Origin of the sequence: Maribacter sp. 4G9, from assembly GCF_002742265.1 — a bacterium.
In the GTDB taxonomy this organism is placed as follows: domain Bacteria; phylum Bacteroidota; class Bacteroidia; order Flavobacteriales; family Flavobacteriaceae; genus Maribacter.
The window spans coordinates 82,790-108,146 of sequence record NZ_MDGL01000179.1 but is presented as its reverse complement, the minus strand read 5'-3'; the positions used below and the strand labels follow the sequence as shown (position 1 = coordinate 108,146).

Here is a 25,357-nt window from a genome sequence, read left to right as displayed (position 1 = left end):
GCTCCTAGGCCTTTTCTCTTTTAATATAATCGTTCACCCTTCTTTCCAAAATGGGCAAGGTAACCGTACCCTGGCCCAAAATAACCTCATGGAATTCCCGAATATTAAATTTGGGGCCAAGCTCCGCTTCTGCCTTGGTTCTTAACTCCCTGATCTTCAATTCGCCCATTTTATAGGACAAGGCCTGTCCCGGCCAAGCGATATATCGGTCCGTTTCCGTATTGATTTCATGTAAGGAGAGTGCCGTGTTGTCCTTCATAAAGTCCAAGACCTGTTGCTTTGTCCAACCTTTGGCGTGAATGCCCGTATCCACCACCAAACGGGTTGCGCGCCACATTTCATAGGTGAGCTTGCCAAATTTTTCGTACGGTGTCTTGTACATGCCCATTTCATCGCCCAAAAACTCGGTATACAGGGCCCATCCTTCCCCAAAGGCGGAGAGGTACATATCCCTTCTGAATTGGGGTATACTATCGGACAATTCCTGATTGAGGCTCCCCTGCAAATGATGGCCGGGAACCGCTTCGTGAAGGGTCAAGGACGGCAATACGTACAATGGCCTGCTGTCCAATTTATAGGTGTTTACCAAATAATACCCGGGTTCTGTTGGACTTCGAGAGCCGGAGTACCTACCGCCCGTATATTTTGGAGCCAAGGCATCCGGTACTTTTATGACTCCGTAGGGTTTTCTTGGCAAAGTGGAAAAATAAGCCGGTAATTGGGCATCTATTTGCTTTGCAATGTTCCTGGCTTCCTTTAACAACTCCTCGCCATCGGTCACGTAAAACTGTGGGTCTGTGCGAAGAAACCTCAGGAAATCGGCAAAACTTCCCTTGAAATCGACGGACTTGATGATTCCCTCCATTTCAGACCGTATCCGTGCTACCTCCTTTAACCCTATCTCGTGTATATCATTGGCCGTATAGGTATCCGTAGTGGTATAAAAATTTACCCTGTTCTGATAGAGTTCAGCCCCTCCTGGTGTGGCGGAAATACCAAACGTATTTCGGGTACGGGGCAAGTATTCCGATTCAAAGAACTCCTTTATTCTTTTGAAGGTAGGCACCACCGATGCCTCAATGGCCACTTTGGCCGCATTTAGAATGGAATCCTTTTGTGCTGGTGTAAAGGATGAGGGTAGGTCCATAAAGGGCCCGTAAAATGCATTCTCGGCAACATTTTTCGTGATATGTTGTTTATAGGTGGATTCATATCCCTCAAAAATTGCCTTTGGTTGCGAAACCTTCCTTTCCAAGGCCATTCGCAATACTTGAAAATGTTCCTCGGCAAAGCGGGGCATATCATTGAGCGCGTTCAAATAATGCTTGGCACTTTCATAATCCCGTATAGGGCGTATGCGATAATTAAGGCTAAGATGAAAACCTTGATCCGCCTGAATGGGGTTTAGATACAGACCGAAATTATACTCGTCCACCCTATTCTGGAGACTAAATTTTAGTAATTCCAAGGATATCAACTCGGTTTCGGAAAGATCATCCGTTTCCACAGATTCCAGTTTTGCCAACTGTTCCGATGCAAAATCGGCATCCTTTTTATAGACTTCGGGCAAGTATCGGCCAAGGGGGAATTCGTTCCGGTCATACAGTTCAAATGCCTCCACCTCCCCGATGATTTTTTCCAAGACTTCCTTTTGTGCCTGAAGGGGATTTAGATATAGTAATGTACCTACCCATAGGGTAAAAATTCGCTTAAAAATCCGTCTTGCCATCATCCTTTCATCTATGAAATGGTTTCCTCCAAATGCAAATATTCAGGTAGTTGAGGCCTGGTCGCCATACCAATTTCGATAATTTTCAAGACCCTTTCCCGCTCGGCCCCCTGTAAAGGAAGTCTTGGAGCCCTTACATTTTCCGTGCCTATGCCCGTGGCGACCTCTGCCAATTTTATGTTCTGTACTAGCTGGGGATTGATATCCAATTCCAATAGAGGCAGGAACCATCGGTAAATTTCCAAAGCCTCCATGATCCTTCCGGCCTTTGCCAATTTATAAATGGCGACCGTTTCCGCTGGAAAGGCACATACCAGTCCTGCGACCCATCCTTCGGCACCCATCAATAAGCTTTCAAGACCAAGGGTATCCACACCCGTCAATACCTTGAGTCTGTCGCCAAAACGGTTCTTTATACGTGTAACATTGGAAATATCGCGTGTACTTTCCTTAACGGCCGTAATATTTTTTTCCTCCAATAAGGTTTCGAACATATCCAAGGTCACCATGATTCCATAATCAATAGGATTATTGTAAATCATGATGGGCAAATCCGTACTTCTTGCCACTTCTTGGAAATAGGTAACAGTTTCCAGATCGTTCGCCTTATAGCGCATTGGAGGTAACATCATTAGACCAGAAGCGCCATTTTTCTCCGCGGCCTTCACGGCATCCTTGGCACCTTGGGTGGTCTGCTCCGCGATATTCAATATTACGGGAACCTTTCCGTCCACAATCCCAATAGTCTTCTTCAATAAGGTCTCCTTTTCATCACCTGTAAGCGTACTTGCCTCGCCAAGGGTACCTCCCAATATTATTCCATTTACCCCGGCAGCTACCTGGGCCTCTATGTTCACTTGGAACATTTCTAGGTCCAACGCTCCGTCCTTTGTAAATTTTGTAGTAACCGCGGGCATTACCCCGCTCCATGAAAGTGCCATAACTCTGTATATTTTAATTGTATAAAAATACATATACGTCCTTAAAAGCAACCAATTGGATTTTATCCTAAATCAATACTATATTACCCCAATTATTATATTTTTTTCAATTTTAATGGATAATTAAAACTATTTTTAGCTTATGAAGGTATTACCGTTCATCATCCCGAAGTCTCCCTCCGAAAATTTGGTATTTCAAATTGACAGGGAGGAACGGTTTTATGATAAGCTTCACCAACATGAAGAAATACAAATCAGCTATATTGAACAGGGTACCGGAAAGCTGGTTCTCATGGATGGCATCCATCAATACAACTCCACAGATCTATTTGTGTTAGGAAGCAATATCCCCCATCTTTTTAAAAGTGAGGATATTGGCAATACAGCTTCAAAAATGTACACCCTCTTTTTTACCAAGGAATCCTTTGGGGAGCATTTTTTCCATCTATTGGAACTACAGGAGGTGCGAAGATTTTTTGAAAAAGCGCAAACTGGATTTCGAGTCCTGGAAAATCAAAAGAAACTTGGTCATTTCATAAAAGCGATGGAACATAAAAATAGGTTCGACCGTTTTTTGGGATTGTTGAAGCTATTGAGCAGGTTGTGCGACCATCCCGATCAAATACTCTCCATTTCGGCACCTACAAAAGTCAGGAGTTTGGATGAGGGCGAACGTTTGCAGCGCATTTTTGATTTGGTGATACAAAACTTCCATAGGCCCATACCATTGGAAGAAGTAGCTTCGTTGAGCTATTTGACCAAAAACTCCTTTTGTAGGTTCTTTAAAAAACATACCAACAAAAGCTTTATGGACTTTTTAATAGAATATAGGGTAGCACACGCATCCCAGCAATTGGCCCGATCCAATTCCATGTCCATCAGCGAAATTGCAGAAGCCTGTGGTTTTCAATCACAATCCAATTTTAATAGAAGGTTCAAGGAACTGAAGGGAATCACCCCAACCCAATATAGGGCCACCCTACCCTAATCTTTTATTGAGGCATGTTTAATTCCTATCACATTTGAAAGATTAATCGTAATTTAACGGGCAATAACAAGCACCAAAAAGTAAAACCTAAAATGAAAATCTGGTTATTTAACATAAGTTTCGCATTGATCAGTTCTTTTTGTATCGCGCAAAAAGCCAATACCAAGACCCTTGACAAATTCACCGAGCTCAAGGTTTATGACCGTATTGTTATTTCATTGGTGAAGAGCAATGAGAACAAATTGGTGATTACGGGAGACGACCGTGACGAAGTGGAAATATCCAACAAAAACGGACTTCTAAAAATCAAGATGGAGTTTGGCAATTTTATGGACGGCGATGAGGCCAAGGGCACCTTGTACTACACGGAAGACCTCACGTTGCTGGATGTCAACGAAAATGCAAAAATTATTTCTGAAGAAACCTTTAAAGGTTCCAAAGTCGAAATCAAAGGACAGGAAGGTGGAATCATTGACCTAAAGGTCGATTTGGAGGAAGTCTACGTTCGTTCCGTATCCGGAAGTGAAATAAACCTAACGGGAAGCAGTAAAAAACAGGAAGTTTCCGTGAATACGGGCGGAAAGGCCTATTGCAAGGATTTGAATACGGAGGTGACCGAAGTAACCGTGATGGCAGGCGGTAGGGCCGATGTTAAAGCCACGGAGGAAGTAAATGCCAAAGTAAAGGCCGGTGGTTCAATTTATATTTACGGCAAACCCAAGAACGTGAAAAGGGACAAAGTCTTTGGAGGTAAGATTGAAGAAATGGATTAGTTATACCATTTCCAATTTAGGAATGAGCCAGAACTGGTATTATTGCCCAATTTCCCTAGCCTCAAAACCTACCAATTCATTGTTTTGGAACTCTGGGGCTACTTCAATGGGATTACAACATACCTCACAATCCTCTATATACGTTTGCCTGGAAATTGATGGGTCCATAAGCATGGAAACCTCTTCCCAACAATAGGGACATTGAAAGAAGTGTTCGTACATAGTTGAAAAAAGCTAGTTTCCCTTGAGGCGCTTTGTCAGTTCCTCCAAGGTCATTCTTTGAACCAAATTCTGTGCATTGGAAGTAAAGATGACTTCATTACCCAGTTTAAGCATCAAATCATCTTCATTCCTGTCCAAAAATAAATCCGATGCCTTTGCCTTTATTTCTTCCAACTTTATATCAAAGCGTTTTTTAAGGGTAATATCGCCATCCGTTCGTGCCAACTCAAATCCGGTATAATCAAACAAGCGTTTTAAGCCACTAAAGAATTTAATGCCAACAAAAACAAGTCCCGCCATGGCAAACTTGACGGCCAGGGTAAACACGTCAATTTCATCGCCATTTACGAAGGTCATTACAAGGTTGACAACCCCGTTGACCCCCAAAAAGAATAAGACAAGGCCCAATATGACCGCAAAGACATCTGTTAAAGTGGCATTTAGGGTTCTGGTTACCAAGAATTTATCCGCCATGGTCTCAGCCTTAAAGCCAAAATCCTTTAAATATTCAAAATTCTTGATTCGCGATATTTTATCGTCGATAGCGGCATCCAATCCTGCAGTATCGGCAATGATACCTCTTTCCCTAATCTCATCCTTCAATATAAGTTGGGACTCAAAAGTCAACATGGCATATTGCTCCAACACCTCCAAAAGTTCCTTGTCCGTTTTATCCTTGTACATAGTTGTATACTTAATAAGTTGTTGACCTATTCCTATTATATTTCAATGTTCAATAATTGCCCGGTCAACTGAAGTAATTGTAATTCCGCCAATTTGGCATCGTATTTGGCAAAATTTTTGTTGGTCTGGGCATTCAAAAGATTGAGCTGTGCCTGTCTTAGTTCTACGGAGGTAATTCGCCCCAGTTTATATTGCTCGTTAGATCGATCAAAATTGTTTTGCGCCGTTATTACATTTTTCTCTTGCAGTGCCAGTATATCAAGTCGGTTTCTATAATCGTCCTTGGCGTTTTCAATATCCCGTTTCACCTCTTGAATGGTCTGATTTTCCAATATCTCTTGGTTATCCAGTAAAATCTTGGCATTCTTTATTTGGGTAATACTTGTTCCTCCATTGAACAAATTCCAAGTTAAATTTAGACCTGCGGAAACCCCTGTAGATACATTTGACGCCAAGAAGTTGGTTGCAGGGAAATTACCTTGGTTCCAACCATATGATCCTGTTAGCCCAACGGTGGGCAAAAAGACCGATTTACTGGATTTCAAGGTGAAGTCGTTAATTTTGATATTCTGTTTCATTTGAAGAATCCGCACATTGTTTTCGACTCCAAGCCCAAGAAATTCCTCGAGTCTAATAGGGTTGGAAAAAGTCACGACCGTATCCACCTCAAAAGTGGTAAGGAGCTCACGGTTCAACAGGAGATTCAAATCCCTTTTGGTATTTCTGAGCGTTTGCCGCTCGTTCATAAGGTTTATACTATCGTTGACCAAGTCAACTTCAGCGTTCAAGACATCCAATTTATTTGTACGGCCGAATTCAAAGCTATATTCCGCCCTTTGCAATCTGTTTTTTGTATTGGAAAAAGTTTCTTCCAATACATTAATATTCTCGGTAAGTCTTGCTACTTCAAAATAGACCGTAAACAATTGGAGCATGGTGGTCTCAATAGTTTCCCTCGTCTCCAGAGCACTCAAATTATATTCTTCCTTGAGTCTCTTGAAATCATACATTCTTCCCAGACCGTCGAAAAGTGTATAGTTCATGTTTAAGGAAGCATTGTACCTTGTGGTTTCTGCACCATCAATAACCCTAACATTACCATCCTGAAAAGTGGCCTCTTGATTGTTTTTATCATAGGAAGCTCCGGCATTTCCTGTTAAGGAAGGCAAAAAACCTGAATTCATAAGGCTTTTGTTATTCTCCGCAATCCTTAAATTGTTGTTGGCCACCAAGATGCCAAAATTATTCTCCAAAGCTTTCGCAATCGCTTCTTGCTTGGAAAGTAGGTTTTCCTGTGCACTACCCAAAAAAGAGACCAGTACTAGGAAAATTGTTAATTTAAATCTTATCATTATAAGGTTTCTTCTAATTCTTTATGATATGGTTTTTCTTCCAATAGATTTCCGTTGGGGCCATGATTCTTTTGTCCTTCCAAATGTTCTTTTTCCCTTTGCTCCAAGATGGCCCTTTCTACCTCTTCCTTGGTAATCTTGTGACCGCTCGCCAACATCTTGTTTTTCGATTTCAATTTATTTCCAAAGGACAGAAACAATGGCAACATCAATAATGTTAAAACAGTCGCGATACCAATACCGTATGCGATTGAAATGGCCATAGGTTTTAAAAACTGGGCTTGCCTACTAGTTTCCGCCATAAGGGGCGCCAAACCGGCAATCGTGGTTACAGATGTAAGGAAAATAGCCCTGAACCTCGATTTACCTGCTTCATAAATGGCCGCATCGAAGGTCATTCCTTCCCTTAAGTTCGTGTTGAACTTACCAATCAGTACCAAGCCATCGTTTACCATGATGCCTATCAAGGCGATAATTCCCAAAATTGAAAGTACATTGAGGGGGAAATCGTGGATCCAGTGTCCCCAAGCGACCGCCGTAAAACTAAAGGGAACCAATAGCAGCAACATTAAGGGCTGACTAAAACTCCTAAAAGTAAAAGCAATGGTAATATAAATAAGAAGCAAAACGGAAAGACCAACAACTTTAAGCGAACCGGTCAACTTGCCCAATTCCCTGTTCTGACCCTCATAAGAAGCTGAAACCGTAGGGTACTTGGACTGAATATCCGGCATGATAACATTTTGGATTTCGGCCATGATTTCCGTAGGGCTATCCTTAATATCCTTCATATCTGCAGATACCTGTATTTCTCTACGGCCTTCCAACCTGTTGATCGCTACGTCACCGCGCTCTATGGAATATTCTGCAATTTCCTTTAAGGGCACACGGTCGCCGGAGGACGTTACAATACGCATCTCGTCCAAATTTGTAATGGACGACCTGTTTTCCCGGTCATATCGCACCCAAACCCTGATCTCGTCCTGTGACCTTTGAAAACGTTGGGCCTGTACACCAAAGAATCCTGCCCGCACCTGGTTCATTACCGTTCGTAGGTCCAATCCCAACAAATAGGCATTTTCCTTTAATTGTAATCGGATTTCCTTGATACCGGCAGGGTCGTTGTCAGAAATGTCCTTTAAACGGGTATTGTTCTGTAGAATTCCCTTAAGTTCATTCTTGGCCGCCTTGAGCTCTTCGATATTGTTGCCCAGCAAGGAAACGGATACGGGCGAGCCTCCAAAATTTCCTCCGGAACCGTAAATGAGGCTTTCCACTCCTATAACCGGTCCTACCAGATCCTCGATTCTTCTCGTTACCACATCGGCCACCACTTCATCCGGCCGTTCTTCCCCTGGTAATAGATTAATAGTCAATTGCGCCGTTGAAGATCCAGGGCCAAGTCTACGGATCATGTTCTCGTACATCATCTTATCCGAGTTGGATAAGTATTCCTTGGTAAGTTCCTGATTTACGATTTCGGCCTTTTCCTCTATAAGGCTTATGATAGAATCCGTAACTTTTTCGTTGGTACCATTGGGCATTTGAAGTTCAATACTCACCCTATCACTGGCTATTCTTGGAAAAAAGGCGGTTCGTATGATACCTCCTCCCAAAGAACCAAAAGTGAGCACCAAGGCCATGGCAAAAAAGCTGAAGGTGAGAATTTTATAACGCATGGCGAAACGCAAGGATGGTGCGTACAATTTGTCACGCATCCAAACCATGATCTTATCTCCAAAATCATTGATAACCCTTAGTTTGGCAAAAGCATTGGCCAATCCTTTTTTAGGCTTATCATCCAAGGGTTGTAATGCTTTGGAATGCGCCAAATGCGCCGGCAGGATAATCAGGGCCTCAATGAGGGAAACTACCAACGTAAGGATTACGATAACGGAAACTTCTCCAAAAAACTCCCCTATTCGGCTATCAAGGAACAGAAAGATGGAGAAGGCCAAGATGGTTGTAATAATTGCCGAAATAATTGGGGGCAACACTTCCATGGTACCATCTACGGCAGCTTGTACAGGCGATTTTCCCTTTTCGTAATGTTGATAGATGTTTTCCGCAATCACGATACCGTCATCCACCAATATCCCGATTACAATGATCATTCCGAACAAGGATAGTACGTTGATGGTGACATTGAAAAATCCGGCAAATACGAACATTCCAAGGAAAGCTACCGGCAATCCAAAGGCTACCCAAAACGCTAGCCTGGTATTCAAGAAAAGTGACAGGAATATCAATACCAGAATCATTCCCATGATGGCGTTTTCAGCCAGCAATTCGGTTCTTTGCACCAGTGTTTCCGACTGATCCGAAACAATATCCAATTCCACATTGGTATATTTTTGGTTGAATTCCTCCACATAGGACTTGACGTCGTTGGCAGATTGGATCAAATCCTCCGTATTGGTACTGGTTATGGACACGTTTACCGCCAAATTACCATCAAAGTAACTGGCATTTGGATCTTCGGCAAAGCGGTCCTTAATTTCCGCTACGTCCTTTAAACGCACCGTACTCCCGGATGGGTCCGCCTTTATAATAAGGTTGGAAAGTTCATCCCCGTAATATGACCGATTGTTGGCACGGATCAAGTATTCCTCCGCCTCCGTTTTTATGTTACCACCGGTGACCAAAATATTGGCATTTCCAACAGCAGTGGCCACTTCCTGAAAGGAAATACCATAGGCCAATAGACTATTCTCGTTTACAGCAATCTCAATTTCTTCCTGTGGAAACCCTGAAATTTCTATCTGGGAAATACCGGGAATGGCCCTTAAGTCGTTCTCTATCTGCCTGCCGACGTTTTTTAAAGTGGCCAAGGGTATATTTTCGCCACTAATGGCAAAGGAAATCGTTTGACGAACCGCCTCCAATTTGGAAACAATCAAGGGTTCCATACCAGTAGGGAAGGTAGGTACCCTATCCACTGCGTTTTTAACCTCGAGCAGCATAAAATCGATATCCCTTCCTTTCTCAATTTCTATATTGATGGTACCACTGTTCTCCCTTGAAGTAGAAGTGACACGATCAACACCTTCCAAGCCCTTTAAATTATCCTCGATCTTGAGAACGATACCTTCCTCAACTTCCTGTGGCGAAGCACCTGGATATGTTATAGAAATGGATATGTTCTTAGAATCCGATAACGGAAAGAAAGAGGATTTTAAGGATTTGTACCCCACGATACCAAAAAGGGCAAAGGCAATAACCACCACATTGACAGCAACATGGTACCTTATAAAGTATTCAATAATTTTTCGCATTATCCTTTGGAGTTATCTGGTTGGTCTTCATATACCTTGACAGCCATACCGGTATAGGCACCGATCAAAGGTTTGGACATAATCGTCATTCCATTGGGAACATCCTTTAACACTACGCTTTTCTCTGAAAAATAAACAGGCTTTACATCTATAAGATCCAATACAGAATCCCTTACTACAAAAATCTTATCGCCCTCCAACAGTAAGCTTCTATCTATTTCTATGGCGTTCTCCTCTTTTTTGGCATCCAATTTCGCTTCTAGATACATACCCTCCCGCAACTTATCATTGTCCACCTCAATATAGGCCTTGATGGTTTGGGAAGCCTGGTCAACCCTCCCATTTATTCTAGTAACCCTTCCTGTATATGTTTCATCACCACCTAGACTTGTCAATGCTACGGACTCCCCTACCTTTAATAAATCAGTAAAAGATTTACTCACCGAAACTTCCAATTCGTAAACACCGGGATTGATGAACTCTCCCAATTTTTGACCAGATCTGACCAAGGTGCCTTCGGTTACAAGAGCTTCGGTCAATACCCCGGTGAACGGAGCGATGATCCTATATTTTGATAGCCGTTGTTCCAAATTTTTCACGTTGTAATAACTAGATAAAATACCCCTGCCTGTAATAAAGAAACGCTCACTTTCCGAGGTCATTTCAGGTAACTTTGGGGTACTTTTTGATAAATCAAATCCGTTCAGATACTTTTGCCATTTGGGATAGAAATCAGGATAATCCAACCGCAAATCCGGCATAATAGAGGTCAGCTCATTGTAAAGATTACTTTTGGCGGATTGAACACTGGCTGCATATTCATCGTCATTGATACTGATAATGGTCTCGCCCTGCCTGTACGACTGTCCTTCCTTAAAAAGTTTACTCCCCGTTTTAAAAACTCCCTGTACTTCTGCATACAACTCCATTCTCTCCTTGGCCGTTAAATTACCATTGGCCGTTACAACAATTGGAATGGTCTTGTTCTGAACGACTTCGGTAAAAACGGTTTTTACGACCTTTTGGGCTCTTGGCTTAAAGACCTTTTTATTGTCTATAATCACTTTCGCCAAGAAAAATGAAGCCAATATTAATACGATACCTAGTCCGGTAAAGATGATTTTTCGCATTGTGGTTTTGGTTTTAACTATTGATTTTTAAAACGACTACAAATATAGCCCTGTATATTTCCAATACTTCCATTATGTAAGTGAAACGTCCAAATTAATTCTTGAAACGACCTGTAGCATTCCTAAACTTTTGGGTGACAATCCAAGGGATGCACTCTACCATCCAAAACATTAGAAGAAAACCCATAAACAAGGTTAACTAAATAAAAATCAATGTATTAGATGAATATCAATCTCTTTAAGACGACGAAACTACAAAAAATCGCCTGCCATGTATTCTTTGAAGGAGGTTAAAAATTTCATAAAACTTGAATTGCAAACATTGATGCTGGGCAAAGTGGTTTAAAACTAATTGACCCTAAAACAAAAAAGAGGTGCTTTAAGCGCCTCTTTTGAATAAAATGCATCTTGAAAATTAATTTTCTGAATCCTCAAATTTTGTATCGGCCATCCTTGTACTGCTAAACCCCTTATTATTCTTAAACTGGTTATTCATTAGAAAATCATCACTGTCGAAAGTCGCCAATCCTTCAGATTTTGATTTCCTCAAGGACCTTATGGAATTAAAATTGTTGCCCTGCAACTGTACCAATTCCAGGTGTTCCAAATTTGCGGTACTACTAGGAAGGTTCCCCTCAAAACTATTATAGGACAAAACCAATTCCTTTAAGTTTACCATGTTACCTAACTCAAGTCTGATTTCCCCGGAAAGTTTGTTGCCAAATAGCTCCAAATGTTCCAATTGAGTAAGACCAGAAAGACTTTCCGGCAAGGAGCCTATGAGAAAGTTACTGGAAAGGTTTAGTGATTTTAAGGCTTTTGCGTGCGCGATTTCACTAGGAATCTCTCCTTCCAATTGATTGTTGAACAAGCTTAATTTCCTTAATTGGGAGTCTGAAGCATACACCTTGGGCAATGTCCCTGAAAGGGAATTCATTTCAAGCCTTACTACTTGCAGCCTTGAATTTTTGAAAAGGGACGGGGGAAGCTTACCTTTCAGTTGGTTAAAAGCTAGATTCAATTCTTCCAAATAGGGTAAATCCTTAAAATTATCGGGTATTTCGCCCGTTAGTCCGTTATGGTGCAAATTGATGGACACTACATGGCCCTCCTTTACATGAACCCCATACCATGAAGTCACCGTTTCGTTTAAGTCCCATTTATTGGTCCAAGATGAACCGGAAGTAAGGGCGTGGAGCTCCTCCAAGGCTTGTCGTTCCTTCAAAGGAACTTGGGCAACGATAAAACTGTTAGAGACTATGAGGCTAATTATTAAACCAACCTTAAACAAGATTTTGTTCATTCAATTGTTTTTTAGGCGCATGGTAGTAAATATATACCCGTATACTTTTATAACTACAAAGCACCTGTTAATAACGAAAAGAATGTGTATTTATTTTATTTCCAAAACCAAAAAAGGGGCGCTACCAACGCCCCTTTCTTAACCAAACTAACTAAAAGTGTAAACTACTCTTAATTTTCAATGTCTTCGTATTTTGTATCGGCCATTCTGGTTCTTTCAAGTTTTAGCTCCTTGAACTCGTACTTTTTGTCAAATCCATCATGATCAAAAACCAGATATTCCCTTGTCTTAAGTTTTTCAAGATTCTTAAATGAGGAAAAATTATTGTTCTGTATTTGAAAGATTTGAAGACTGGCCAGTTGATTGAATTCCTCTGGAATTTCCCCGTTGAGGCTATTATTGGCCAATACCAATTCCTTTAATTTTGTCAAGTGGCCTAGTTCTCCAGGTATAGACCCTTCCAACGTGTTTTCAAAAAGTCCAAGCGTCTCTAGTTGGGTCAACTGACCAAGTGAACTTGGAATAGCCCCCTTCAAGGAATTACTTGAAAGGTTTAAAACCTTTAAATTCTTTATATCCCCAATACTTTCTGGAATTCCACCGGATAAAAAGTTGTTAAAGGCCGTGAGTTCCTCCAAACTTGAAAGTCCGCCTATGTTTTGTGGCAATTCTCCCTTTAGTCTGTTCATCTCCAACTTGAGTGTCTTTAGGCTTGTTAAGAGGGCCAAGTCCTCTGGTAATTCCCCGGTAATGGAATTAAAGGCCAAGTTCAGAACCTTGAGATTCTCCAATTTTGACATTCCCAAAGGCAAAGGGCCCATTAAATTGTTATGGAATAAATTGATTTCAACTACCTTATCCTCAACTACCTTTACCCCGTACCATTCTGAAACTGGTTTTTTCAAATCCCACTTTCTTATCCAGTGAGCCCCGTTTGTACTATTGTAGAGCGCTATCAAAGCCTTTTTTTCGGTTTTGGAAACTTTGGCAATACCAAGGCTCGAAATCAACATGAATACCGAAAGAATTAGGTGAAGCTTTTTCATATACCGCGAAGTTAGTTGATACTATAATACTTAAGAATTATCCTACAAATTTCTTATAAGAACGATAAACCACCAAAAATTATCGTTTAAAGGAAAGCTATTGTTGTGAAAATGCCCCAAGTTGTTGTGAAACAGCAAAAACTGTATGTTTGATTTCATTGGATACTCTCAATTTCCAATGTAAGTGCCTCCCATTTTTCCATATGTTTTTCCAATCTTGCCTTTTTATTTTGATAGTCATCAAAGAAATTTGGCTTGGCGATCGTGGCATCATAATTCAATAATAAATCATGATCTATTTTTTTAATTTCCCTTTCAAGTGTCGCTATTTTACTTTCCAACCCGCTGATTTGATTTTTCAAACTCTTTAATTGCTTTTGGTCTTCAAAGGAGGTATTCTTTTTTTCAACAGGTTTCTCCTGCTTTTTTTCCTCCCGTTTTTCTATACTTCTAAAATCATTGACTTTTCGCTGTTCTAGATAAAAATCGATGTCCCCTAAATATTCCTTGATCTTTTTATCCTTAAACTCATATACTTTATTTGTTAAACCTTGTAGAAAATCCCTATCATGGGAGACTAGGATAAGTGTTCCCTCAAAATTCAAACAGGCCTGTTTTAACACGTTTTTGGACTTTATGTCCAAATGATTCGTTGGCTCATCCATCACCAGTACATTGAAGGGCTGTAATAGCATTTTGGCCAGGGCAAGGCGGTTACGTTCCCCTCCTGAAAGCACCTTTACATATTTTTCAACATCATCTCCCCGAAACAAAAAGGAGCCCAATATATCTCGAACCTTACTTCTGTTGGATTCATTGGCGGCATCTATCATTGTATCCAAAATGGTTTTGTCCCCATCCAAGTACTCCGCTTGGTTTTGGGCAAAATAACCAATTTGCACATTGTGCCCCAGCTTAAGATGGCCTTTATGCTCCAGTTCCCCTACAATTATTTTGGCCAAAGTGGATTTTCCTTGTCCGTTTTGCCCAACAAAAGCGGTTTTACTGTCGCGCTCCACCAATAAATCAATGCCTTCCAAAACTTTTTTTTCCCCATAGGCCTTGGTAAGGTTCTCCATTTCCACCACTACCTTTCCCGGTGTAACGGAAACAGGAAAACGAAGGCTCATTACACTATTGTCATCCTCATCCACTTCAATGCGCTCGATTTTATCGAGTTTTTTTATAAGGGACTGGGCCATGGAAGCCTTGGTGGATTTGGCCCTGAATTTCTCTATCAAACGTTCCGCTTGTTGTATTTCACGATCTTGGTTTTTTTGTGCACTTAATTGCTGCTGCCTTATTTCATCGCGTAATACCAAATACTTGAAATACGGTTTATTGTAATCATATATCCTACCCAATGATATTTCAATGGTTCTATTGGTAACATTATCCAGGAACATTTTATCGTGTGAAACAATCATGACCGCTCCTGTATAATTGTTTAAAAATTGTTCGAACCAAATAATGGACTCGATATCCAAATGGTTCGTAGGCTCATCCAAAAGCAGTACATCATTGCTTTGCAACAATAATTTGGCCAGTTCAATACGCATACGCCAACCCCCGGAAAAGGTTTCGGCCTTCTTGTCAAAATCTTCTCTCTTAAAGCCTAAACCCTGTAAAATTTTCTCCGTTTCACCTTGATAGTTATAGCCACCCAATATTTCATAGTGGGAAGTGACATCGCTCAAATCGATTATAAGCTGATTGTATGCCTCGCTCTCGTAATCCGTTCTTTCCGCCAATTGATGATTTATTTCATCCATCTTTGCCTCTAGGTGCTTTAGCTCCTTAAATGCTTGATAAGCTTCTTCCAAAACCGTCCTGCCCAATTCAAAATCGATATCCTGACGGAGAAAACCGATCTTAATGTCCTTTTCAACGGCAATAGTCCCGGAATCTATGGACATATCCTTGGCCAACAACTTAAGCAATGTGGATTTTCCAGCTCCATTCTTACCAACAAGCCCTACCCTATTGCCGGCATTTAACCGAAAAGATATTTCCTCGAATAAATATTCCCCGCCAAATGAAACGGATAAATTATGAATGTTCAGCATGCTATTTTCTGTTTTTAAAACCTACAGGAAACCAATGAAATTAATTAATTGACCGATTGCCTTTTTGGATTTGCAAAGGTCAAAAAAAAGGACAAGAAGTCTACGGTATTTCACAGAAGATCTGATAACTTAAATTATAGTGTAACATCAACTATAATACAAATTTTGATATCTAGCTACAGTTACCTCATCCTCCAACAAAGCCCCCGCTTCCAAAAACGCGAACAATTCCCTAGCAGCCCAAGGTGCGATCATGACGCCATGGGACCCAAAACCATTTAAAACGTGAAGGCACTTATGAATGGGATGCGTTCCAATTAAGGGTTTTCTGTCCTTTACAGTTGGTCTAACACCTGCAATGTGTCCAACCACTTGATACGGGCTGTTAATTATCCTTTCCAATTTTGATAGCAACTCTCGCTTGGTACTTTCTGAAGGTATATTGTCCTTATCAACGGAATTATAGTTCGCCCCAACCAAATAAAGGTTTTCCCCAAGGGGTATTACAAAAATGGAGGACTTAATGGCACGCTGTTCCTGTAGATGATGGCTTTCAATGATTAAATATTCCCCCTTGGACCCTTGTATAGGAAGATAGTTGAAAAATGGATTATGCTTAACACCATATCCTTCAGCGAAAACAACATTCTTGGCCCTGATTCCCTTATACTCCACACCATCGTTCATTACCTTCAAACAAACATGATCAAATGACTCTTGCAGAAAGGTATCCGGCGAAAGTACTTTCTTTTGAAACCCATTCAAGTATGCCTCGGTTTTTAGTCGATAGGCTCCCTGTAAACTTCCAAAATCATAGGGAGCGTTCAAAGCAGGGTTGGTATTCCTTACAATTACAGGCGATAAAAATCGATTTAAATAGTCCTTATCCGAAGCTTCAAACCATAGGTTTTGTTCTTCTATGGAACTGAATTTTCGCAATATAGGTTGGTCAATCAGTAATTTTTCACCCAATTCATGCTCCATTTCCTCATAAAAACTTTTGGATAAGGGCATTAGTTCGTTAGCCTTCCAAGCTAGGTTGAACCGTTTTAAAATTACGGGATTGGACAATCCTGCAGCTACTTTGGAGGATGTCTGGGATTGGTCGCTTATGACACAAAATCCTTTATGATTACGCCTAAGGGTTTCGCAAAAAGCCGCGCCCGCCAATCCAAGGCCCACAACAATATAATCCATCATTTGGCAAAAATAGCCATAAACAAAAAGCTCCGATATATATCGGAGCTTATATTATTGAATTGGAATTTTCTTTTGCCTTAGTAGGCCCACATATCTTGTTCCCTGTCCCTAATGGTTTCTTTGATACGCTTTGCTTCCAATAATTGGAAAAGCGCATTGTCCGCAATGTAATCACTGACCTTACGGTCACCATGCACATTATCTTCTTTATAGATGACAGCATTAAACCTTCTTGCGTTCAACAACATATCATAGGAGATGGGTTGTGCCGAATTTTGCTGGTTAAAGACCTTGGCCTCATGCAATATTTCACGGGCATCCGGGTACCATATCCAGAAAAGTTCAACCATATCTGGGTTTTCATCGTCTATGAAATTTACGTCCGGAGCAACCGGGGCTATCCCCAATAAACGATATTTTAACTCTCCCTGCCTTTTATCAAAATACCACATACCTTTGATATGGTATTCCTCAATTTCCCCGGCGGTGATATTTCTGCGGGTAATATATTCGGCAGAAACCTGCTCACCGGCATTCATTTGTTCATATCCGTAATCCAATGTATCCACGGATTGTAACGCACCGGCAAGATCATTGTAGGTCCTTTTTTCCGTAAAATAGGAATCCGCATAGGCTTCCAATTTACCTTCCTTAAGGTTTTTTATCAATACGTGGTATAGGGACCTTCTGTTTTTACCAATGTCCATAGTATCCGTAGGATAATATAGTGGAAAATTTACCCTTTCATCCAAATCTATGGTTTCCCAAAGTGTTTTGGACCAAAGAATGTCTCTATCATCCACGTAACCATATTCCAATGGAGCGTCGTTGTCTACGGCTTTTTGCTCTTCCGTACGAACACCTATTTCCTGTGGCTTTTTAGCGTTCAAGATATTGGCCTGGGCCATCATGGAGGCGGGCAATAAAGTAACCGCACCCATTATTAAAACATTTTTCCAATTCATTCTTGTTAACTTTAAAATTAACCGGGCAACCTTGTAGGGCTACCCGGTAGTATTCACTATTTTAGTTTGTTATCTCCACAACTACCGGAGAAACTTTCTTCAACTTGTAACTTTTGTTATTTGTAATGTACGCCTCGATATCGAAGATCTGTACCACATCACCTCTACCGGCACGTCTCAATGCCGCTTTGGCTTTGGCATCCAACTTGTTACCGTTTACGCTAACCGTTGGTTGTCCTGGTACCTTGAATTTAAATCCACTAACGGCAAGATTCAAGTCAAAATCAAAGTCATCCAACATAGCACCAACGGTAGCAATCTCCACATTTGCTCTAGGAAGTTTAAGACTACCGGACTGTTTGCTAACCGTTCCTTCAGGTCTTGGAATATCCTTAATTCTAAATTCCGATTTAGAGGAGACTGTTTGCCCATCAGGCAAAGTACCCGAAGCAGAAATCGTTACCGTTCTACCTGTTCCTGGGTTCATTACATAATTGCTACCCCCTAATGACTTCAAACCAGGTGCGGATGCACTTACTTTGTTATTTGGGATACCAGGTATGGAGATAGACATTGGGTTGGCAACTCCACGATATACCACGTTCATTTTATCCGCAGCGATCAAAGCAGCGTTCGGCTTGGAGATAGTAGCAAAAGAGTTACTTACCGATACCTCGATTTCCTCGCCATCCTGCTTAAAATAAATCGTTCCTTCTACTTTATGATCCCCGGCATTACCTGCACCAATAAGCATTTTAACGCCTCCAGCTTCCAACTTATAGTCCGTACCTTCAGAAAGTTTTCTACCATCTAAAGTTAATTCAGCCCTTACCGGCGTAGAGGTGTTGTCAGTTTTACTGATGATGATCTTACCATCGTACTTTTCTCCAGCGTAAAAAGCAGACTTTGTTGCTGACAATGATGTAGCAAAGTTCTTAAGAGAAACTTGACTGGTCAACTCTCCTTCCAACATAGACTTTAAGGCAGCTTCTTCCGTAGCCTTTACATCAGCTTGCAAAGAAGTCAACTTGGCCAAAGAAGCGACCAATGGATATCCTTCATAGTGATAGTTGATCCAATCTTGCTTGGTACCGTCTCTTTTCTCCACTTTACCATTTTCATCACCTGTTTTAAAGCGATCGATCACGGATTGTTTCAGCGTAGCTGGTACGATAGCGGCAACTTGATCTCTATAGTCGGTCAGTCTTTTCATAAACTCTTGACCGCCTTCTGAAAGATTGTCACCTTGAAAGAATTTTTGGTCCAAATAATCGGCATTATCCATACGCGCATAATCCTTTGGGTCTTCCAATCCTTCTGTCATACCATCCTTTAGGGATTCCAAATAATCGAAATACTCTTGGGACATTGATTTGATTTTCTGCGCATCTTGGTACAGCTTTTCATATTTAGCCGCATCCTCCGATGCCTTCGTTTCAAGACTGCCCAAGAACGCTTCGTTACTTGCGGTTGTCTTTTCGTTAGAAGTCTCCAGCTTTTCATTCATAATACCGAATGCCGCTAGCACCTCTTTACTCATATTTAACGCCAGCATTGCGATGAAGATCAAATACATAAGGTTGATCATCTTCTGACGTGGTGTTGCTTTTCCTCCTGCCATGGTTTTTTAATTAGATTTTAATTAATACTGATTTGGTTTGGTTTTATTAAAATCCAATTTAGTTTCTGTTCATTGCAGACAACATTCCGCCATAAACACCATTCAATGAAGAAAGGTTTGTAGATAGGGAAGCCATTTGTTCTTTAAGCGCACTTGCATTTTGAACTACTTCCTCGTTTACGGAAGCTTGTCTGCTTGCACTTTCCAATTGTACCTTATAAAGACTGTTCAAAGATTCCATTTGAGCGGCAGCTTGTACCATTTCTTCTGAATACTTTCTTGTAGATTCCATTGCGTCTACGGTAGGAGCGATACCTTTCGCAGCACCTTCAAAGTTCTTGATGCTAGATCCCAAGCTCTCCATTAGGCTGGCGTCAACACCTGCCTCTTTCAATAAATCGTCCAATTTTTTGGACAAAGAAGTTTCGGCTTCCTTAACTTCGGCTACTTCATTCTTTCTTCCTTTGGATTCTCCACCCGCTAATTCCGGATATACCAAAGACCAATCCACTTCGTCATCTACAGGTTCAAATGCACTAATAGCGAAGATCAGGGCTTCTGTAATAAGACCTACTGCCAATAAAAGACCACCTGTTAAAGGGCCAAATTCCCAGTGAAGAATTTTAAACAATGCACCAATGATTACTACCGATGCTCCAAGCCCGTAGGCCATGTTGAATAATTTTTTTGTTGATTTTGACTGTGCCATGATTTAATTTTAATTTAAGGTTTAATACTAAAGATTTGGTTAATAATTAATTAATATGAATAGTTTACTTGTTTACTGTGTTGAATCTTCCTCGCCCATGTAATCCTGTACCGTTCTAAAGCCAATGTAACTACGTGCAGAATCTGCATATTCGTAATCCCTTGTACTTACTTGCAAGAAGTAGGCGACATCTTTCCAGGATCCTCCCCGTATAACTTTTCGTGTATTGGACTGGTCTCCTCCATTAGGGTTCATAGTGGATACGTAATCGTATGCACTTGGGTCATAACTGGAATTGGTCCATTCCGCAACGTTACCTGCCATATTATATAGGTTGAAATCGTTTGGTTCGTAGGATTTTGCCTCTACGGTGTACAACGCAGCATCTGCAGCATAATCACCTCGCTGCGGTTTAAAGTTGGCCATAAAACAACCTGTGTCACTTATTACATAAGGTCCTCCCCAAGGGTAAGTTCCTCCTTCGATTCCACCTCTGGCAGCATATTCCCACTCAGCTTCGGTTGGTAACCTAAATTGGTTTACAAATTGTTTACCGCGACTCTTTTGATCATCGTTCTTGAACTTTGTTCTCCAGTTACAGAAAGCCTTTGCCTGTTGCCAAGAGATTCCAACTACAGGGTACTCGCTATAGGCATCGTGCCAAAAGTAATCGTTATGCATAGGTTCGTTGTAGGAGTATTCAAAATCCCTGATCCAAACCGTAGTGTCAGGATAGATTTCCAACTCCTCCGTGCGGATAAAATCCTTTCTACTACCCTTTCCCTTTTTGGCGGCACGGGCGGCAGCTTCAATATCCATCCAGCTATACTTGTACTTTAATTTGGTAACATCGATACTTCGCTGACCATTATAGGATTCCTCTTCTGGTATGTATAGGGAATCCATAACCTCGGCATAGTATTCATCTGGATAGTCTGAAGTGTCCCAAATAAGGTCTTCATCCTTGTTCAAGGCCCTTCCTTCATAACCGGTCTCTCCCATACCGGAATAGTTGTCCAACATATACTTGTCGTACACCGAAGCTCTGGTAGTATCCGCATCCTTAAAGGCATAATCGCCAATACCGCCGTCCTCTGGACCTAATCCTAATTCATCCGCTAAAATGGCCAAACGGGTTCTTGTAATGGAATCCTTTACCCATTCCACGAATTGACGGTACTCACTGTTGGTAATCTCAGTATCGTCCATATAAAAGGAACGTACTGTAACTGTCTTGGTAGGAGCGTTTAATACTTTGGCTTGATCTTCTTCACTTTTACCCATAATGAAAGAACCCCTTGGGATAAGTTCCATTCCATATGGTTTTTCCGGATACCATTTTTTGCCCTGGACGCCGACTAGCTCTCCTTTAGTCTTTGACCCACAACTTGTGAGCAAAAAAACAAACGCTATAGATGATAACAATAGCTTCTTCATACTTTAGGTTAAATTTCGATTATGGTTAAAATGCAAATACTATAAGGTTATTCTAACTCTTAAAACTATGTTTTGAATAAATTATTGTATTATAAATTTTATGTAATACTAATTTTTCAATTAATTAAAGCCCTTTTTATAGGCCTTAAACCACCTTTCGGGAATTTTTTGGTCACATGCGTCCAAATAATCCTGCTCTGTGCAAGGTAATAACGCTGGTGTACCTTCTTTAGTATGTGAAGTAAAAATTGATGGTACCTCTACCCACCATCTTTCGGTCAGAAGACTCTTGTAGAAAACGAGTTCCTCTTCATCGTTAGGAACATTGTATTTGGTAAAGTCCTCTGTTTTAGTATAAGGGGACTCCTTGATCCTGTAATTGATACCCTCTATGAAGTACCATATTATTTGTGCCAACAATTGTTGGCACTGAATGTTATTTTCCATTTCGAAAATACCAAATGCCATGACCCGCTCACTGATACCTGCATATCTTGAAATGGCACAAATCTCCCTTCCGGTAAATCCGTTAGGGGAAAAATTTCCAGAAAATCCAATCTCACTGGCCTTAATGGCCCTAGCATCCAAGCTGACCATATGGGCGTTTCTGAGTGCGGGCTCCGCCAGCGATAAATCGCTGACAATTTCTCCCAACCTATAGGAATCAAAAAAAAGGCGTTCCATAAGATCCACCTCTTCCTGGGCAATAAAATAACTCTGATAGCCCATGTTGGAAAAGTTGAAAAGATTGTTGGGCTTATCCGTAATGATCTTGCTCATATAGGAGTGGGAGGATATAAGTTCGTCATCGATACCAAAGTCGAACCTACTGTCCACGGCGACCAGATTTATCATATCCTTTATGCCGTCGAACGCCCGGTACATGGGGTAGGTAATGTCCTGAGTAGCTCCCAAGATGATAGGAATTACATTTTCTTCCAACAAGCCCGCTGTAACCTCCTTCACGACAAAATAGGTGTCCTCGACCGTTTCACCTTCTTCCAAATCACCAAGATCTACGATCGTAGTGTCCCAGTTTCCCAACATGAGTTTGTATAATTGTAACCTTATGGCGGAGACGTCCAAAATTTCCAGTTTCTTTTCATAGGCATTCCTGGATTCCTTAACGCCAAAGATCGCAACGGTAGCGTTCGCTAAGACGGGCAAGCCATCCTTTACTGTATGTATATGGGTATTTCTACCTATTGCCTGGGCTGGCAATAGTTCACAGTGGGCAAGCACCCTTTCCTCTACAGGAACTAAAAAATCAAAGGCCATGTTGGTTTTTAAGTATTGATTTTGATTGTTTAAAAGTAAGGTCGCCCAACACTTTCTTTCAAAATTATACTACTTTTTTGATTTGGGTTTCGCTTTTGTCTTTTTTTTGGGGGTCTTTTTTTCTATCAATTCTGCAGCTTCTTCCAATGACATTTTGGAAACGTCCACCGTTTTTGCCAATTCGACCTTAGTCTTCCCTTTTATGATATGGTGCCGTCCCCACCTTGCCTTTTCAATCCTGATTCCTTGGTCCGGCCAGTTTTGTACGACTTTTTCCCGTTCCTTTTGCTTTTTGTCCTCGATAAGGGCTACGATATCGTCTTGGGACAAATTATCAAAGTCATACTTTTTATTGACATTGATAAACATACCGTTCCATTTTATATACGGACCAAATCGACCTACACCTTTTGTTACGTCCTCACCTTCATAACTGGCTATAGGGGCATCGGCCTTTTGCTTCTCTTTTATAAGCTCAATGGCACGTTCCATTTCCACTTCCAAGGCGTTTTCATCCGAGGGCAATGAAATAAATGTCTTGCCAAAACGCACATAAGGTCCAAACCTTCCTACGTTCGCTTCCACTTCCTCGCCTTCATAAACCCCCAATTTTCTGGGTAGTTTAAATAGGTCCATGGCCTCTTCATAGCTAATGGTGTTCAAGGACTGATCCGGTAAAAGACTTGCAAAAAGCGGTTTATCCTCCTCCTCAACCGTTCCAATTTGTACCATGGGCCCAAATCTGCCCAGACGAACGGAAACTTGCCTTCCCGTTTTAGGATCTTTGCCCAGAACCCGCTCACCGCTGGCCCTATCGGCATTTTCTTCCACGTCCAGGACATTGGGATGAAAATCCTTGTAAAAGTTTTTCATCATTTTTTTCCAATCTTCCTCTCCAGTGGCAATTTCATCAAAATCCTCTTCCACTTGGGCCGTAAAATTGTAATCCAGGATATTTCCAAAATTGCTTACCAAGAAATCGGTTACAATTGTACCAATATCGGTTGGAACCATTTTACCTTTATCCGATCCTACATTTTCAGTAAGATTCTTTTCCTTTATAGTATTCGCCTGGAGAACCAATTGGGCATATTTTCTTTCCGTACCCTCTATGGTTCCCTTTTCAACATACCCCCTATTAAGTATAGTGGAAATGGTTGGGGCATAGGTGGAAGGTCTTCCAATACCCAATTCCTCCAATTTTTTGACCAAGGAAGCTTCGGTATATCTATAGGGAGGTCTGCTAAACCGTTCCGTGGCCGTTATGTGATTGTTATATAAGACCTCGTTAACCTTCATGGCGGGCAGCATACCATCCTGCTCCTCTGACAAATCCTCATCGTCGACCCCTTCCAGATATACTTTTAGGAAACCATCGAATTTGATGACCTCTCCATTGGCCGTGAACTCCTCGGAATGTTTATCGGCCTGGATACGAACATTCGTACGCTCCAGTTCGGCATCGCTCATTTGTGATGCTACCGTTCTTTTCCAAATAAGATCATACAATTTTGACTGATCCCGTTCCAGGGAAGGCGATTGATTTGACATATCAGTTGGTCGAATGGCCTCATGGGCTTCTTGGGCACCTTTGGATTTTCCAGTAAAGTTTCTGACCTTACTATATTTATCCCCATAATTATTGATTATGGCCTCTTTTGCCGAATTTATGGCCTCCCCGGAAAGATTTACGCTATCTGTCCTCATGTAGGTTATGAGTCCGGCCTCATAGAGCCTTTGTGCAACCTGCATGGTTCTACCCACAGAAAAATATAACTTTCTAGAGGCCTCTTGCTGTAAGGTGGAGGTGGTAAACGGTGCCGAAGGAGATTTCTTGGCCGGTTTTTTATCCAGTTTGGCTACTGAAAATTTTGCTCCGATATTTTGCTCCAAAAAGGCATTCGCCTCTTCCTTGGAGTCAAAGGCCTTACCCAACTTGGCTAGGAAGACACTTCCAGATTCCGCTTTGAACTCCGCATAAATCTTGAACGAGGCTTCAGGTGTAAAGTCATCAATCGCCCGCTCCCTTTCAACAATAAGCCTAACGGCCACTGATTGCACTCGTCCAGCGGACAATCCCGGTTTTATCTTTTTCCAAAGTACAGGGGAAAGTTCATACCCCACCAAACGGTCCAGTACCCTTCTCGCTTGTTGGGCATTCACCAAATTGTAGTTTATATCCCTGGGGTTTTCTATTGCCCGTTGAATGGCCGCTTTGGTCACCGAGTTAAAAACAATTCTTTTGGTCTTTTTCTTGTCCAAGCCCAATTCCTCCGCCAAATGCCAGGAAATAGCCTCTCCCTCACGGTCCTCATCACTTGCCAACCAAATGGTCTCCGCTTTGTTGGCCAAATCCTTTAGTTTTTTAACCAAGGCCTTTTTCTCCTTGTCAACTACATATTTTGGCGCAAAATCATTCTCCACATCCACACCCAATTCTTTGGACGGCAAATCTGCAATATGCCCAAAACTGGATTCTACCTTAAAATCCTTTCCTAGAAACTTTTCAATGGTTTTTGCTTTTGCCGGGGACTCGACGATAACTAAATTCTTGGCCATGCATTGATTTTTATGGATACAAATGTATACTAAAAATTATACTTTAAAATTTGCAACCCCTTATTTCGGGGTTAGATAA

19 protein-coding genes are annotated in these 25,357 nt (G+C 41.3%); 2 read left to right on the top strand and 17 right to left on the bottom strand.

Going from position 1 to position 25,357, the window contains the following annotated elements:
* Positions 1–4: 4 nt before the first annotated feature.
* A complete protein-coding gene (locus tag BFP75_RS18925; protein WP_240531836.1) occupies positions 5–1,732 on the bottom strand; it encodes a DUF885 domain-containing protein in 1,728 nt (575 codons plus the stop codon).
* An 8-nt stretch (positions 1,733–1,740) separates the two neighbouring features.
* On the bottom strand, positions 1,741–2,670 hold the full coding sequence (locus tag BFP75_RS18920; protein WP_099546890.1) for a dihydrodipicolinate synthase family protein: 930 nt from the start codon (positions 2,668–2,670) through the stop codon (positions 1,741–1,743).
* A gap of 142 nt (positions 2,671–2,812) precedes the next feature.
* Between BFP75_RS18920 and BFP75_RS18915 the strand changes: the two genes are divergently transcribed.
* Together BFP75_RS18915 and BFP75_RS18910 are read left to right on the top strand one after the other, a co-directional pair.
* A complete protein-coding gene (locus tag BFP75_RS18915; RefSeq protein ID WP_099546889.1) occupies positions 2,813–3,658 on the top strand; it encodes an AraC family transcriptional regulator in 846 nt (281 codons plus the stop codon).
* Between the two features lie 92 nt (positions 3,659–3,750).
* Positions 3,751–4,431 carry a head GIN domain-containing protein gene (locus BFP75_RS18910; protein WP_099546888.1) on the top strand — a complete coding sequence of 227 codons (681 nt, stop codon included), beginning with the start codon at positions 3,751–3,753 and terminating at the stop codon, positions 4,429–4,431.
* A 39-nt stretch (positions 4,432–4,470) separates the two neighbouring features.
* On the opposite strand, the gene BFP75_RS18905 is transcribed toward BFP75_RS18910, so the two are convergent.
* From BFP75_RS18905 to topA, 15 genes are all read right to left on the bottom strand, one after another.
* Positions 4,471–4,653, bottom strand: coding sequence for a CPXCG motif-containing cysteine-rich protein (locus tag BFP75_RS18905; RefSeq protein WP_099546887.1), 183 nt, complete (start codon positions 4,651–4,653; stop codon positions 4,471–4,473).
* A 12-nt stretch (positions 4,654–4,665) separates the two neighbouring features.
* Complete coding sequence (locus BFP75_RS18900; RefSeq protein ID WP_099546886.1) at positions 4,666–5,337, bottom strand: hypothetical protein; 672 nt, start codon at positions 5,335–5,337, stop codon at positions 4,666–4,668.
* Positions 5,338–5,372: 35 nt separating this feature from the next.
* Entirely contained in the window at positions 5,373–6,689 is a 1,317-nt protein-coding gene (locus BFP75_RS18895) for a TolC family protein (protein ID WP_099546885.1), read from the bottom strand.
* Positions 6,689–9,964 carry an efflux RND transporter permease subunit gene (locus BFP75_RS18890; protein ID WP_099546884.1) on the bottom strand — a complete coding sequence of 1,092 codons (3,276 nt, stop codon included), beginning with the start codon at positions 9,962–9,964 and terminating at the stop codon, positions 6,689–6,691. Before BFP75_RS18890 ends, BFP75_RS18895 begins: the two co-directional genes overlap by 1 nt.
* On the bottom strand, positions 9,964–11,094 hold the full coding sequence (locus tag BFP75_RS18885; RefSeq protein WP_099546883.1) for an efflux RND transporter periplasmic adaptor subunit: 1,131 nt from the start codon (positions 11,092–11,094) through the stop codon (positions 9,964–9,966). Before BFP75_RS18885 ends, BFP75_RS18890 begins: the two co-directional genes overlap by 1 nt.
* Before the next feature lie 415 nt (positions 11,095–11,509).
* Positions 11,510–12,397, bottom strand: coding sequence for a leucine-rich repeat domain-containing protein (locus tag BFP75_RS18880; RefSeq protein WP_099546882.1), 888 nt, complete (start codon positions 12,395–12,397; stop codon positions 11,510–11,512).
* A 170-nt stretch (positions 12,398–12,567) separates the two neighbouring features.
* Positions 12,568–13,443 carry a hypothetical protein gene (locus tag BFP75_RS18875; protein ID WP_099546881.1) on the bottom strand — a complete coding sequence of 292 codons (876 nt, stop codon included), beginning with the start codon at positions 13,441–13,443 and terminating at the stop codon, positions 12,568–12,570.
* 155 nt (positions 13,444–13,598) lie between these two features.
* Positions 13,599–15,509 carry an ABC-F family ATP-binding cassette domain-containing protein gene (locus tag BFP75_RS18870; protein WP_099546880.1) on the bottom strand — a complete coding sequence of 637 codons (1,911 nt, stop codon included), beginning with the start codon at positions 15,507–15,509 and terminating at the stop codon, positions 13,599–13,601.
* A 147-nt stretch (positions 15,510–15,656) separates the two neighbouring features.
* Positions 15,657–16,709, bottom strand: coding sequence for an NAD(P)/FAD-dependent oxidoreductase (locus BFP75_RS18865; RefSeq protein WP_099546879.1), 1,053 nt, complete (start codon positions 16,707–16,709; stop codon positions 15,657–15,659).
* A 77-nt stretch (positions 16,710–16,786) separates the two neighbouring features.
* Complete coding sequence (gene gldN / locus BFP75_RS18860) at positions 16,787–17,674, bottom strand: gliding motility protein GldN (protein WP_099546878.1); 888 nt, start codon at positions 17,672–17,674, stop codon at positions 16,787–16,789.
* 61 nt (positions 17,675–17,735) lie between these two features.
* Positions 17,736–19,295 carry a gliding motility protein GldM gene (gene gldM / locus BFP75_RS18855; RefSeq protein ID WP_099546877.1) on the bottom strand — a complete coding sequence of 520 codons (1,560 nt, stop codon included), beginning with the start codon at positions 19,293–19,295 and terminating at the stop codon, positions 17,736–17,738.
* A gap of 58 nt (positions 19,296–19,353) precedes the next feature.
* Complete coding sequence (gene gldL, locus BFP75_RS18850; RefSeq protein ID WP_099546876.1) at positions 19,354–20,004, bottom strand: gliding motility protein GldL; 651 nt, start codon at positions 20,002–20,004, stop codon at positions 19,354–19,356.
* A 72-nt stretch (positions 20,005–20,076) separates the two neighbouring features.
* On the bottom strand, positions 20,077–21,441 hold the full coding sequence (gene gldK / locus BFP75_RS18845; RefSeq protein WP_099546875.1) for a gliding motility lipoprotein GldK: 1,365 nt from the start codon (positions 21,439–21,441) through the stop codon (positions 20,077–20,079).
* Positions 21,442–21,561: 120 nt separating this feature from the next.
* The gene (locus BFP75_RS18840; RefSeq protein ID WP_099546874.1) at positions 21,562–22,719 is read right to left on the bottom strand and encodes a formimidoylglutamase; all 1,158 of its coding nucleotides are present in this window, start codon (positions 22,717–22,719) and stop codon (positions 21,562–21,564) included.
* 69 nt (positions 22,720–22,788) lie between these two features.
* Positions 22,789–25,278: a type I DNA topoisomerase gene (gene topA, locus BFP75_RS18835; protein WP_099546873.1), complete on the bottom strand. Its 2,490-nt coding sequence runs from the start codon at positions 25,276–25,278 to the stop codon at positions 22,789–22,791.
* Between the last annotated feature and the right edge of the window lie 79 nt (positions 25,279–25,357).